Here is a 13,680-nt window from a genome sequence, read left to right as displayed (position 1 = left end):
AGTTTATAATAGTTAGTTGCATGAGAAGTTTATTTTTTGATGAAGTCATAAAAGGGGAATGTAGCTATGACAATAAAAATAGTAACGGATTCAACAAGTGATTTATCTGAAGAGCTAGTAAAGGAGTACGGAATTGCAGTCGTGCCATTATCTATTTCAGTAGAAGGTAAAACATACTTAGATGGTGTAGATATTACAAAAAAAGAATTTGTGAATTTACTAACTTCATCAGTAGAGCTGCCGAAAAGTTCACAACCATCTGTTGGATACTTCGAGGAAACGTATCGCCGCTTGTTGGACGAACCTGATACGACACATATCATTTCTATTCATCTGACAGAAGGAATGAGTGGTACGGTAAATTCAGCTAGAACAGCAGCTGATATGATCGGGGAGAACATAACGGTCATCAATTCCCAGTTTATTTCTCATGCTTTAGGCTTCCAAATTATCGAAGCGGCGAAAATGGCAAAAAGCGGGTCGAGTCCCGAAGACATTGTACTTCGCCTTGAGCAAGTTCGCAAACATACCTCTTTATACTTAATGGTTGATACATTAGAATACCTTGCCAAAGGTGGCAGAATTGGACGTGGGAAAGCGTTGATGGGCTCATTATTGAAGATTAAACCAGTGGCTTCTCTTGCTGATGGGGTTTATACACCTGTTTCAAAGGTTCGAACGCATATGCAAATGATTGAGTATTTTAAAAAGCAATTTATTGAAGAAACATCAGGATTGAAAGTAAAAGCAATTGGAATAGCTCAGATTGAAGCGGATGCTCTTGCTAACAAGTTACGCGATGCATTACAGCAAGTGAAGAATATTCCTGTGACAATTTCTGAAACGTCTCCCATTATTAGTACACATACAGGTCCTGGTGCAATTGCGCTAATGTATTATACAGAATAAGTATGTACTTATTAAAATCCCATTACCAATCAAAATGGTTTAAACTAAATCTGAAAAATGTTTACTAAATGAAGGGAATGATTTAGAATGAGTATCATTGAATTACAAACAAATGAAGATTGGAAAAAACTTTTTTTGTCGACTAGTGATAAACCTGTCCTTTTATTAAAACATAGCACGACTTGTCCGATAAGTGCAGAAGCACATAAGGAGTTCATAGCATTTCAAGAGTCTGCATCTAATGAGGCGACTTATGCACTTGTAAAAGTAATTGAACAGCGTCCTGTATCGAATATGATTGCTGAGGAAACAGGAATAAAACATGAATCACCACAATGTTTGCTAATAAGTGAGCAGAAAGTTCTATGGTCTGATTCACACTGGTCAATAACAAAGAAGAATCTTGAAAAAGCATTAAACGACTAAAACACAAGATCTAAAAGTTATCATTTAAAGAGGGGCAGTCATCGACTTTAAAGTAGTTAGTCGGTGTCTGCTCCTTTTGCAATTTTATCTTTTTTGCGATCATTTTTTGCCATTTGGATATAGGTGAAAATTAAGCAGCTTGTTCCGAGAAAGGAACACACATATTGAAGTACTCTCATTGTTTCCATACATAGACATCCTCCTTGCATTTAGTTACTATTTCAAATTAATTCGATTTTATTCGTCATAATAAAAAAGGAATCGCTTACATAAAACGTGAATAAGGTAAAAAGAAGGGAATAAGGAGGAGGCAAGTAGATGAGCCCAATAGATGAGCTAAAAACGATTGTCGACAAAGCAAATCGTTATCCAGACCTGATTGAGGATGAAAAAGATCGAGTTTTTCAATTTGATTTAACTGATGCAGCGACCATTCAGATTGAGCTAAAAGAAGGAAGAGCTTTCTTTTTGGAGGGAATTCAAAAAGAAGCTGACGTTATTCTAAAGTTATCAGAGCATCATCTTGAAAAACTACTTGCCGATGACCTGAATGCAACAATGGCGTTTATGACAGGACAACTGAAAGTGGAGGGGAAAATTGGTCTGGCTTTAAAACTTCAAGAATTAGTTCGAACATACCAAGAGCTTGTATAAATCAAAAAGGGGGGGACTTAATCACAACGATTAGTCCCTCCCTTTTATAGTATTTTTATAAAGGTGCGTTATGCAAGGAAAAGAGCGTAAGCAACACCGATGACACCGATTATGGCAAAAGTATAAACTGGTTTAACTGGCATTTCTCCGTTGCGTTCCATTGCTTTTCCAAACATATAAAATACGAGTGGATGCACTAAAAATGGCATCGAGAAAATAAACGGAATCAGTAATGCTGCTTCTGAACCAAACATTTCTCCTTGTATGGCAGCGAATAAGCCAAAGTGAGAAATAGCTGAAGTTTGTGCCATTGCTGTATATTCAAACGTCATGGTGCTAACACCTAATAGCGCAAGGCCTCCGAATACAGCACAAATTTGCCAACCAAACGAAAATTGCATAAGAGCTTTTACTTCTTTACGATCATCACCATTTGCTTTACGTAGGTTCAACAAAGCAAGGATTGTTAAACCGATCCCAATGGCCACAATGACAGCTGAAGGGCCAATCCATAGAGATCCTCGATCTGCACTAATAGCTAAAATAGAAAAAACAAAGACATGTCCAAAGAATGGGATATTAATCATAATCGGTGCACGTTGTGCAGCGACTTTTCCAAAGTCCCCAGCCGTACAAGCTCCAGTTAAGCCTGAGTGTGACAAGGACCCTGCCATTCCTGGTGCTAAGTTTCTAGTGTTAGCAGTTTTTGCAATTAACATGACTAAGGCGATGCCACCAAACATCCAAAACAGTTGTCCGAAAAATCCGTATGCGAGTACGGAGTTCATTCCTTGAATTGCAAAGGCATCTCCAATTCGCGATCCACCAACAAGGAAGTTAGCTGCCAAGACAACGGGAATTCCTGCAAAGAGCAGAGCTCGTACGGTAGGTCCAAATGTCCAATTATGGAATATTGCACCAAGTGCAGCTGAAATCATCATTGCAAAAAAGATTTGTGGTAAGGCAATGATTGATGTAAATGCTTGTGCAATATAATATGATAAAAGCAATACAACTATAATCAAAGCAATTTCTAGTAATCCTTTTCGCATGTAAGAATGTTTGTTTTTCACAGCTGCTTTATTATCGATAAGGATTACAGCAATAATAAGGCCAATGTAAGCAATTAGTGGGTTGTAAATAGCAAGACCAGATGCTTCTTGACCTTGTAGGATCATTCTAGTAAATCCTTCAATACCGAGGAGTAAGAAAAATGAACGGATAATGAAGAATAATTGAGTTCGAGTCGTTCCTAAAATTGTTTCCTCATCTGAAGGAACAACAATGTCGTCAACTTCCATTTTTTTGTTCCCGAGGATCTTTCGTAACTCCTGTCCACCAACAAAGAATGAAACCGTTAAAGCAATAATGGTAGTCCGAGCCATTAAGTCTACAAATGGAAACTCTACTAAGCCTGGAGTTGCAATTCCAACTGATACCAAAAGAAAGCCTAGCAAAAGCCCGAAAATAACGATAATCAGAATTGGAGAAAATCGTGTCCCAGCAACTACTGTTCTTGAGATTAGAACCATAGGAACAAGGAAAAACAGCAAAATCCAAAACTGATTTAAAACTTGTAAATGAGTAATTTGATCAATAATTTCCATTAACGTGACTCCTTATTTAATTTTTGCTTATAAAGCTTACCTTATAACGTTTAAAGAGTAAACTTTTGTAAGCCTATACAACAATTAAACAGAATAGTAAATTAAATATTTGAAACGTATCTGTCGTTTGTTTCGTCTCATGGAGTAAAAATGAGGTGAGCTTTGATGAATATGAAAGTAATACTTTCAACGTTGTTTTTATTATTTCTATTACTCGCGTGTAGTAGTCAAGAACAAGAAGCTATACAAATGGATCAGGCAGTGTACGAGCAACGAGACATGGCGAAAACAGAGGAAAATGCATCTATTGAACGTGCAGATGTAGAAAGTGAAATTCTAGAGCCACTGCCATTTAGAGGTGAAAGCGTTGAAGAAAGAATGGTTATTTATCAAGGCTATATCACGATTGAAGTGAAAGATTATGTTAAAGCAAAAGATGAAATCCACGCAAAAATAATGGAACTGGGCGGGTATGTTGTAGAGTCACATTATAATGAGGATGCAAAGGGACATCTATTTGGTTCCATTGTCCTTCGCATTCCAAAACAAGACTTTCAGCCTTTTTTTGATCATTTCGGCAACAGTGATGTGAAAATATTGGAACAGCATACACACGGTAGTGATGTCACCGAAGAATTTGTAGACCTCGAATCAAGATTAAAGGCTAAACGTGTTGTCGAAGAACGCTTACTATCATTTATGGACAATGCAGACAATACTGAAAACCTGTTGAAAATTTCAAATGACTTAGCTAAAGTTCAAGAAGAAATTGAACAGATGACAGGAAGGAAGCAATATTTTGAAAATCAAGTAGATTTTTCAACAGTTACCATTACAATTCAAGAAAATGCAATTATAGGATCAACATTACAGGGAGATGATCTAAATACGTGGGAGCGCTCAAAAAAGTTATTTATTGACACGATTAATGTTCTAATTACTGCGGCTTCCGCTATTATAGTCTTTTTAATTGGATTAAGCCCCATTGGATTGCCAATCGTTATTCTAATCGGACTGACTATCTATATAAAAAGAAATGGCAAAAAGAATAAGGAAGAAAGGTAAATTAGTCTTTAGTGAGGTCAACATAGTGCATACTTATGACCACATTTGAAACAATAAAAATGAGGTGAAGACGATGAACCGTCCTATGTTAACGGCACTAATGACTATAGGAGTTGCACAAACATTAAAAATACCGATAAATAAAGCTCAAACAGGTGAGTGGAGATCAGACATTCTTTTTGAAACAGGAGGAATGCCTAGTTCGCACTCAGCTGGCGTGACGGCATTAGCAACTTATGTTGCTCTTGAAAAAGGAATTTGCTCTGTTGATTTTGCTTTATCAACTGTGTTTGGATTAATCGTTATGTATGATGCGCAAGGCATCCGCAGGCAAACAGGTGAATTAACGATTAAAGTTAATGAAATGGATGAAGAATTACAGCGCCTTTCTGGATTACACAAAGAACAGACCAATCAAAGGGCAGATCATTCCATAAAATTACGAGAGCGTTTAGGGCATATGCCTGAAGAGGTTCTAGGAGGGGCACTATTAGGACTGTTAACAGGTTCAATGGGATATGCATTAACAGGAAAATAGGGGAGTGAAACCTTTCATTAGATCGGTCGTTTTAATAAGTAGCATCCATTTATTAAGTGGGTGCTTTTTTTTTCGCTTATTTAGTAGCTAATTATAGGATTTGATAATGGGAGACGTAGGCGTAATTCCGAAACTGAATGGTTCTTAGAAATTCGTGATAAGTATGATATTTACTTGCAAGAAGACACTGTCTAGCCCAACGTTTGGTGCTGATTTAGAAAGTAAAGATGTACGTATTGCTCATGTAAGATAATCCACACACCCTATTGATTCTAATCATAATGTAACTATGAAAAATAGGAGTGTTTTCTATGGGAGCAACTTTTGAAGAAATTGTTAAACATTTTGAATTAAAGCTTAACCGCAAGTTAACTGATGTTGAATATAAATTGCTTTATTTGAATTATCTTAAGTCTTCTAAGAACCTCAAGTAAACTCTTTCTATCTCTTCCAGTCCTTTGCCTTAACTCTTCCATTATAGGCTTGCTATTCGTAGTATGTTGCATATACTGAATGATCTGTTTTATTATTCGCTTAATATCGATTATTTATAATGATCACCTTTTTAAGTTTCAATATATAGAAAATGTTTGTGCACATAACGCATGAAAAAGAAAAGCCCTCAAATGATAATAAGAGGGCTTACATGGCTTTATTTGTGGATGTGCTTGGATGTCGAAAACCATGTTAATTAAATGATTTACAATAAATGTTATTTTTATTCATGTATATATATTGTATGGATCGCTAAAATTCCTTTTCAAACCTTCTCAATAATCAAAACGAATAATCATTCATGTTATAATGAACTACCTAAATACTCTTCCTTAGATTGTGAATAGGAAAATCTCTTAACCTTATATTTTTATATTAAGAGAATTATTTCTTCGCTCGTTTTCCTATTAAGAGCATCACGTATACCATAACTATTTTCTAACAATACCATGGGAAACTAGATAATCTCTAGTCTGCAATTTTTTTAGCGAGAGCATCTATTTCTGCTTCCAACTTTGATAGGTGTTCTTACTGCAATTAATTATTGCGTTTCTTGAGTACCTGGTCAAGATTTCTAAACTAATTTGAAGGAAGATGACAACTTGAATCACACACGAATAAAATGGATATTGTTACTCGTAATTTTAATGTGGGGAAGTAATTTCGTCATTACAAAAATATTGCTTGAGAGTAAGTGGGGCTAAAATATACGTTAGCGACTAATGCCTCACTAATCATGGGATTAACACCTTTAGCTACTGCCTTCATCGCGTATTTGGTCTTTCGTGTTCCCCTACACTGGAAGCAAATGCTTGGTATTAGTCTCGGCTTCTTTGGTGTATCGCTGGTTGTATTGAAAGGGTCAATCACCAACTTAATTAATTTATCCTTTAACATGGGCGATTTGTATATCGTCGGGGCCTTACTAACCTTTAGTATAAGCTTCATATTTATTAAAAAAGCAACTGACATTAAGTTTCCTCCGGCAATTATCAGTTTGTACGCCTATTCAATTTCTTCAATCTGTTACTTACCCTTGGTGTTTTGGGAACAAACGATGGAAGGTTGGAGTGAGCTGCCCTCTAGTGTATTGCTCTGGTTAATGTTGCTCTATGTCGGTGTATTTCCAACAGGGGTAGGGAATATGCTATGGAACCGAGGGATCAGTATCCTCGGGCCCGGTCAATGTGCCATTTTTATGAACGGAATTCCGCTCGTTGCAGCCATTACTTCAGTGTTGGTATTGGATGAGCCCATCTTGTTGTTACAAATTATAGGTTTTCTCTTCATTGGTTCTGGGGTGATCTTAGGATCTCAAAATAGTAGACCAGTAGCTGTAAAGAAAGAAGAGAAAGAGACTACCAGAATTCCAATGCAATCTAAATAATAGGGAATCGACAGAAGCACTAAAAGCAAGCATTGTAGCTGTAATAATTTATTTACAAAAAGTCTCCTTACAATTTGTTGGAGTTGTTGGTATAGATAGCAACTTTTAATCTGTTTGAGTTATGACCAATATTATGACCGCTACCCTGATTTTTGGAAAAATAAAAAAGCCCCATATTACCAACGGGGCTGGCAAATAATTGAACTACAACGATTTTCATAATCAACACGAACATCAAAATCATGTTTCTCATAAAAATGGATGAGTCTGTCAAGATGGTCGAAGTCCCGTTTGGCGAGGTCGCCTTTGATGTATTGGACGTTTTGATCTTTGGCATAAGTGCTGCTGTAGCAAGGGGGGATATGCTTTGTTTAGATAAATTATAAAAAATCTAGGGTTGTAAAGTTAATCTTTAATAATATTAAAAAACGGTTCGTAGTATGACCTTGTTGTGACCTGTGTGTGACCGCTATGTGACCCGAAATTAAAAAAACACCTTGTGTTGTGAAGGTTTCCTAACAATGTAATTATTTTTAATTTTTCATGTAAGTCTCTTTTCGGAGAACAAGTTAATTAAGGAAAAGCAGGATTTTAAAGCTAGTTTTTAATGTTGAGCCTTGATAAGAATTGAAGTCGAATAGAAGCGAGTATTCGGCATTAACTTTCATTCCTACATTATAGAGTGACTTTCTAGAATCGTAGCTTTATTATAAGTAAGGGGAAGGTTACCAAAAATTAGAAGGTAATCTGTTTGTTTTTACTATTCTACAAAAGTTAAAATCATTACGAGAAAACAGATATTTTCTAGGGGGATATTGTTAACTAGTATATTACTGTATAAGTGTCTTACTGTATTAAGTATTCAGAGTATTCAAAATAATAATTTACAATATAATATAAATATAGTAAAGTGAATAGGGGTGGTTCATTTTACTATATTTATATTGGAGGTAGTATATTGAAAAGGATTGATTTTACTGAAGACGATCTAAATAAAATTAAGGTAGATTATATATCGGGTGAAAGTGTAACAAATATTGCAAGATCCTTTGGATGCTCAGTTAAAGTTATATACAATAAACTTCATAAAATGGGTGTAAGACCAAAAGGAAAAAGACTAGAAGTCTCCCAAAATTTACTAAAAAAAATGAAATTAGATTATGAACTTTATGGAAAAACGATTAGCCAAATCGCTGACGAGTATGGCTTATCTTCAAAAGTTGTAACAATTAGGTTCAAAGAAATGAATGTATGCTTTCGAAAGGGTGGGGTAAGAGCTAAATACAGTTGTAATGAAAATTACTTTAACGTTATTAATACGCCTGATAAGGCATACTGGTTGGGGTTTATATATGCAGATGGATGTGTGACTAGAAATTATGGTAACTATGTTTTTCAGTTGAGTTTAAAAGCTAGTGACAGCTCACATTTGAAAAAATTCCAAACTTGTGTAGAATCCGACCATAAAGTGTATGACAGAGTAACAACGGATGGTAGCGGAAAGGAATTCCTAAGCTCAACCATTCAATTTTACAGTAGTCCAAGACTATGTGAACGGTTAGTTGAAATAGGTGTAAAAGAACGTAAATCATTAACACTTGAATTTCCATCAAGTAAAATTATTCCAGATGAGCTAATGAGTCATTTTATTAGAGGTTATTTTGATGGCGATGGTTGTCTTAGTCCAATGAAAAAAGGACTGCGTAATACACCTAGTGACACAATTTATGTCATAACATTTGTTGGAACTATAAGTGTATTAAAGGGGATTATCCATTATTTACCACTCGGTGATCATGTCAAGATAAGACCACATGGTAATGCGTTTGAACTTAGATTTGGTGGTAAGCAACAACTTAAGCAGGTATTAGATTACATGTATTCGGGTGCTGAGGTATTTTTGGGGAGGAAACGCAAAAGGTTTGAAGGTTTTTTAAGCTATTTGAATCAAGTAGAACTTCATACTAAGTATATTGTCCTTACAAATGAACAAGCAGATATAATTAAATTGATATTTGAAAAATACCTAGAACTTAATACTATAAACAATGTTAAAAGGTTCTTAAACAACAACGATTGTCGGACATTTAGAGGAAATTTATTCTCAAGCAAAGGTATATGTGATATTTTACGAAACGAATCATATAGAGGAGATGTACTAGTTGAAGATAAACTTGTAAACATCATAAGTCCAGATGTCTTTGAGAAGGTTCAAAAGCAACTTGATAAAAATAGGGATGATACAATTCTTAGAACTAGAAATATGGTTCAATTTATGAAAAATAAAAGCAACCAGAGAAATCTGGAAAAATGAAGTCTTATTTATGGTGATGAAAGTTCTTAGGTCTTGTTTATGAGGGATTAAAGTGAAATTTAAAAGGAATACAAATCAAGATAATAGATTATTTCAGTTGCTATATGATTGCAAAATTTTGGAGGTTCAAGATCTACCTCTAAATGAAAGGTTGATAGTAAGGAGTACCTCAATCCACACCAACACGATGAAAAATCCCGATACGAGACGTATATTTACAGCTTTTTATTCAATCAAAGTACCTCAACAATAAGTATTTCTAAAGTGAATTTCGAAACGTGTATTTATCATATGATTAGCCTGTAGTCAGATATTCTAGGCATAAAGTATTTTGGCATCGAGGGTGCTAGACTTCCTCAAAAAAATTCAAAATGTGTTTTGGGGAAAATAAACATAGAATAATCTATTGTATTACAATGTTAATAGTATTATAATGATATGTGTTACTATTCAAAATTAAAATTTATCATAAAGCAAATAAACTATAAAGGAGTGGAAATTTACATGCAACCGCCTCATTAGGAGGCACACTTATTCTGTATACCTGTGATGTACTAACAAGGATAGGCTAATTATGCCTTTTTTGGACTGGGTAAAGTGTGCTTTCTAACGAGGTAGGTGCGTGTAGATTTTCCACTCCTTTTTTGTGTTTTCTTAACAAGGAAGATGTCCGTACTTATAACGACGTTTAATCAGATTAAAATAAAAAAATAACACTTAAAATCTTCAAAACTGTTAGTAAAAATATATCGAATATGAAGTAAAAAAACAGTGCAAGATTTGTCCCTAAATACTAAAGATATATATAGGGACAAATCTTGCACAGAAACTTAAGGTCAAAATCAATAATAAAAATATGGAGAAAGTGGGTAATAAGATGGCAAAAAAATGGACACTATCAAATGCAATAAAGAAGTATAAACCTCATCTGAAAGATTCATTGAGGAAGAATAAGGGGAATATAAACACACGTGTATTAGAATCTCTCAAAAAAGAAATGAAATGTGATTATGAAATAGTTGAGGTAAAAGGTGAAGGTAGAGACCGATTCATCTACACAGATAAGAAGAGAAAAGAAAAGGCTAAGAAAGAAGACAAACGACAATTCAATAAAGGAGCAGCACCATCTCATTCAAAGCACTTAGCACTTATGGTAATGAGTAAGTTGGATGACATGGATAACAAGGCAAGAACTCGAAACGGCTGGGCGACCTATTTTGGACTGATATCACCTGCTGAACAAGATATCATGAAGGGCGTATTTAGCGTAGAAGCACTTCAGCCATACAAAGAATACATGATTAGAATAGGTATTATTAAGGATGGCGAGGAGAAGGTATTTCAAGACCTTGCATACACGTTAAGGAACGTAAGCAAAGGACAATTACAGACGGTTCTTAACCAAGCAGAAGAATTGAAATTAATCAGAGTAAACTCTTCGTGGAAAGGTAAAGTAAAAGGTTCTAAAGTGGCTATTGACATTGATAACCCCACTGCCGACCAAATTAATTCCATTGAAGATGGTTTACTCAAAAAACATGGGATAAATAAATCACAAGCACTCATGTTTAAAAATTCTCGAAAGACCAAAGCATTTAATGCTGAGTGGCTTGAATATATCGAAAATGTTGAAGATGATGAAGGCGATGCAATGCAATTGCAGTATATTTATGAAGTGTTCCAAATCGAAGTATTAAACAAAATCGCTCTGGAAGTGTTTATTAAGGCACATTATCTCTCCGAGACTGATTCATTCAATTTGCATAAAAATGAAAAGCTATACCACAATAAATTGCTTGATTATGTTGTAGAAAATGCTCAAAAGAGGCATAGTAGGAGTTCAGAGTCTAAGAATAAGAATCTAACAATTGATAGAGATACAAAAGAAGTGTTAGCAATGTTTAATATGACTGAAGATGAGGTCAATGCACTAAGTAAAGAAGTGGGCATGCAGAGTGAACTAACACCGTACGAAGTCTTACTTAAGAGTGATAAATATGTTGATTGCATTAGAAACCTCCATATTCAATTGCATGGTATGAGTGCTATTGATTCCGAGCAAATCAAAAAGGTGCAACAAATGAGTGATGATCAAAAGAGGAAAGAACTTACAGGGTTAAGATTATCAAGACTTGAAAAGGTAACGAGTGAAAAAAGAACAAAGGTTCAGCTTCATAATTATGATCTATCTTGCGTGAATGCTGAGCAAAATGAAGAATTGAACAGAAAAGAAAAAATTAAACAACATAAAGCAAACCAAGATCAGCAAGGTGTAATTATATTAGCCAAACCAAATGTTAAGTGTTCAAAGCACTCCGCTGTAGAAGATGAATATGAAGCTGTAATGGCTGATATTAGAGAAGAGATTCGAGAGTATGAAGAGAAATATGGTGACAGAGCTATGGAACACATAACACTTGATACAGTCATTAATGAGTTGACAAGAGAGGTAACAGTAGAAGAGTGTATAGATGGTGTTGAACAGAAACTGTCTTGTGAAAAGGAACAACGAGAAAGGGAGGAATGGAATAAGCTTCTTACAGCAGGGGAGCCTGTTATTTGGGTTCAAACCAATAAAAATCCTCTTGAAGTGTTTCAAAGGATTAGACGGTCGTCCAGATAAGGAGGACTTTTAATTTGAGTCTCTTCTTTTTCTGGTGGTAGTGTAGATTATTGGTATATGCTACAGCTGAAAAAAGGTTAATTTAATTAACCTTTTTCTAAACTGAGTAAACATTTTATTTTTCGGAGATTGAAAATTAATATGGAAGATAAGAGCTTTTATAATAACAAATTGATAGTATTTGAATTTGTGAAGGGAACTATATTACAAGCTATTAATGTTATTTAAACTTGTTCTTGTGGATTTCGAACAGCTGGAAATATCTCTGTTAATAATACTTTTTTCATTTCAGCAACATTATTAAAACGATTTTCCTTAACTCCAATAGCTTTAAGAATGAACTTCCTTAATTGTTCATTCTGTTCCATGTGGTAGTTTGTTTCTCTTCCTGTCAATATATAGTAGATTACTTTGGCGAGGACAAAGGTTTCATGCCTTACTTCATAATTTTCAAACCCTACTATATCTAGATCTGAATAATCATTTATTGCTCCTTTAGTTTCTGTTCCTTGCCTTGTTAATGAGCTTTCAGGTCGTTTTACTAAGCCAAAATCCGAGACTTTTATAAAATTAGTCCCGTCTTCAAATTTTTTAATTAATATATTTTGATAACTAATATCCCGATGTAAAAGTCCCTTTTGATGAATATATTGAAAAGCATTAAGAAGCTGAATTATTAATGCTCGTCTCGACGAGAAAGACAAAGAGTTATTATTATACCTCATAAATTTCTCCAAGGTTTGATCAGCTAATTCCATCGTATATTCATTTTTCACATCATTATATGTATAAGCCTTAATAATAAAAGGAGAGTCCAAATTCTTTAGATCATTAAACTCATTTTTAAACCTCTCAAGCTCATCTTCTCTTAGCTCATCTTTTGCACGTTTTACAGCAAATTCATTTCCGTAATGGGGGTCACTGTATTTAAACACCTTAGCATATGAACCACCACCAATTTGATGAAGAGTTATTTGACTTGTGTTTTCAGGGGTTTGAATTTCTGTACTATTAGCTTTTATAAATATTGGTCTTTCTTCTATGATATCGATATTGGGAAATTCCTCGGGAATGCTACTGCCATTACTTTGCTTTAGAAAACTTCTGCAAGAATTAATAAATTCCATGTAATACTTATCAATTTCAAAACTATATTCACCTTTTAACTTCGCTTGAAGTATTCTAATTTGCTCGATAGTATCTAATAGTAGTCTGCTTTCGTGTGCATTATAATGCCCGCCATAAACGCCATTTTTACTATTCATAAAATCGAATAAATCATTAAGTGTACTATGAAGCATTGAAAATATTTCTACTAAATAATGATTACCAAAATCACTATAATACCCCTTATACAAAACTGTCTTTTCGGAAGAGTATCTCTGTAAAAACTGAGTGTATTTTATTTGTAAGAAGTTATCTAACTCAGACATAAGATCAATCCTATCGCTATTTTTCTTGGATATCTCCAATATTATCACATTATTCATAATAAAGGTAACTACGGTTAATAAAACCCGTCTTTTATCTCGAGAACAATAACAGGTTGAATTGAACATTCTTATTACTAAATACAACAATTGCATTTATATGGACTTTTATGGAGTAGTAGTTGCTGCTCTTTTTATTTATCTTCAAAAATTACGTATTAATATGGTATCA

At 34.5% G+C, this 13,680-nt stretch carries 12 protein-coding genes; 9 read left to right on the top strand and 3 right to left on the bottom strand.

Annotation, left to right across the window (positions count from 1 at the left end):
- The first annotated feature begins 66 nt into the window (after window positions 1-66).
- Window positions 67-909, top strand: coding sequence for a DegV family protein (locus SLH51_RS17295; RefSeq protein WP_335962672.1), 843 nt, complete (start codon window positions 67-69; stop codon window positions 907-909).
- 87 nt (window positions 910-996) lie between these two features.
- On the top strand, window positions 997-1,335 hold the full coding sequence (gene ytxJ / locus SLH51_RS17290; protein WP_335962671.1) for a bacillithiol system redox-active protein YtxJ: 339 nt from the start codon (window positions 997-999) through the stop codon (window positions 1,333-1,335).
- A 56-nt stretch (window positions 1,336-1,391) separates the two neighbouring features.
- Here the strand turns inward: ytxJ and SLH51_RS17285 are convergent, their stop codons facing one another.
- Window positions 1,392-1,523, bottom strand: a complete 132-nt coding sequence (locus tag SLH51_RS17285; RefSeq protein WP_335962670.1) for a hypothetical protein — start codon at window positions 1,521-1,523, stop codon at window positions 1,392-1,394.
- Window positions 1,524-1,653: 130 nt separating this feature from the next.
- On the opposite strand from SLH51_RS17285, the gene SLH51_RS17280 reads away from it, so the two are divergent.
- Window positions 1,654-1,989 carry an SCP2 sterol-binding domain-containing protein gene (locus SLH51_RS17280; protein ID WP_335962669.1) on the top strand — a complete coding sequence of 112 codons (336 nt, stop codon included), beginning with the start codon at window positions 1,654-1,656 and terminating at the stop codon, window positions 1,987-1,989.
- Window positions 1,990-2,057: 68 nt separating this feature from the next.
- Here the strand turns inward: SLH51_RS17280 and SLH51_RS17275 are convergent, their stop codons facing one another.
- A complete protein-coding gene (locus tag SLH51_RS17275; RefSeq protein ID WP_335962668.1) occupies window positions 2,058-3,596 on the bottom strand; it encodes a hypothetical protein in 1,539 nt (512 codons plus the stop codon).
- A 165-nt stretch (window positions 3,597-3,761) separates the two neighbouring features.
- Between SLH51_RS17275 and SLH51_RS17270 the strand changes: the two genes are divergently transcribed.
- From SLH51_RS17270 to SLH51_RS17245, 6 genes are all read left to right on the top strand, one after another.
- The gene (locus SLH51_RS17270) at window positions 3,762-4,661 is read left to right on the top strand and encodes a DUF4349 domain-containing protein (RefSeq protein ID WP_335962667.1); all 900 of its coding nucleotides are present in this window, start codon (window positions 3,762-3,764) and stop codon (window positions 4,659-4,661) included.
- 73 nt (window positions 4,662-4,734) lie between these two features.
- Complete coding sequence (locus tag SLH51_RS17265) at window positions 4,735-5,199, top strand: divergent PAP2 family protein (protein WP_335962666.1); 465 nt, start codon at window positions 4,735-4,737, stop codon at window positions 5,197-5,199.
- 1,189 nt (window positions 5,200-6,388) lie between these two features.
- Window positions 6,389-7,081, top strand: a complete 693-nt coding sequence (locus tag SLH51_RS24505; RefSeq protein WP_390184039.1) for a DMT family transporter — start codon at window positions 6,389-6,391, stop codon at window positions 7,079-7,081.
- A 242-nt stretch (window positions 7,082-7,323) separates the two neighbouring features.
- Window positions 7,324-7,467 (top strand): hypothetical protein, encoded by a 144-nt coding sequence (locus tag SLH51_RS17255; protein ID WP_335962664.1) that lies wholly within the window; start codon window positions 7,324-7,326, stop codon window positions 7,465-7,467.
- Window positions 7,468-8,039: 572 nt separating this feature from the next.
- Window positions 8,040-9,395 carry a recombinase family protein gene (locus SLH51_RS17250; RefSeq protein ID WP_335962663.1) on the top strand — a complete coding sequence of 452 codons (1,356 nt, stop codon included), beginning with the start codon at window positions 8,040-8,042 and terminating at the stop codon, window positions 9,393-9,395.
- Window positions 9,396-10,272: 877 nt separating this feature from the next.
- Complete coding sequence (locus SLH51_RS17245) at window positions 10,273-12,018, top strand: hypothetical protein (RefSeq protein ID WP_335962661.1); 1,746 nt, start codon at window positions 10,273-10,275, stop codon at window positions 12,016-12,018.
- Between the two features lie 224 nt (window positions 12,019-12,242).
- On the opposite strand, the gene SLH51_RS17240 is transcribed toward SLH51_RS17245, so the two are convergent.
- Complete coding sequence (locus tag SLH51_RS17240) at window positions 12,243-13,451, bottom strand: protein kinase family protein (protein ID WP_335962660.1); 1,209 nt, start codon at window positions 13,449-13,451, stop codon at window positions 12,243-12,245.
- Window positions 13,452-13,680: the final 229 nt, after the last annotated feature.

Source organism: Halalkalibacter kiskunsagensis, from assembly GCF_037027555.1.
GTDB lineage: Bacteria > Bacillota > Bacilli > Bacillales > Bacillaceae_D > Halalkalibacter > Halalkalibacter kiskunsagensis.
The sequence above is the reverse complement of the archived record's forward strand: the minus strand, read 5'-3'. Positions and strand labels throughout refer to the sequence as shown.

Excerpts from the sequence above, each read along its gene's own strand:
- SLH51_RS17285 (WP_335962670.1), bottom strand. The coding sequence starts at position 1,523 with ATGGAAACAATGAGAGTACTTCAATATGTGTGTTCCTTTCTCGGAACA.
- SLH51_RS17270 (WP_335962667.1), top strand. The coding sequence starts at position 3,762 with ATGAATATGAAAGTAATACTTTCAACGTTGTTTTTATTATTTCTATTA.
- SLH51_RS17240 (WP_335962660.1), bottom strand. The coding sequence starts at position 13,451 with ATGTCTGAGTTAGATAACTTCTTACAAATAAAATACACTCAGTTTTTA.
- SLH51_RS17280 (WP_335962669.1), top strand. The coding sequence starts at position 1,654 with ATGAGCCCAATAGATGAGCTAAAAACGATTGTCGACAAAGCAAATCGT.
- SLH51_RS17275 (WP_335962668.1), bottom strand. The coding sequence starts at position 3,596 with ATGGAAATTATTGATCAAATTACTCATTTACAAGTTTTAAATCAGTTT.
- ytxJ (WP_335962671.1), top strand. The coding sequence starts at position 997 with ATGAGTATCATTGAATTACAAACAAATGAAGATTGGAAAAAACTTTTT.
- SLH51_RS17265 (WP_335962666.1), top strand. The coding sequence starts at position 4,735 with ATGAACCGTCCTATGTTAACGGCACTAATGACTATAGGAGTTGCACAA.
- SLH51_RS17245 (WP_335962661.1), top strand. The coding sequence starts at position 10,273 with ATGGCAAAAAAATGGACACTATCAAATGCAATAAAGAAGTATAAACCT.
- SLH51_RS17255 (WP_335962664.1), top strand. The coding sequence starts at position 7,324 with ATGTTTCTCATAAAAATGGATGAGTCTGTCAAGATGGTCGAAGTCCCG.
- SLH51_RS17295 (WP_335962672.1), top strand. The coding sequence starts at position 67 with ATGACAATAAAAATAGTAACGGATTCAACAAGTGATTTATCTGAAGAG.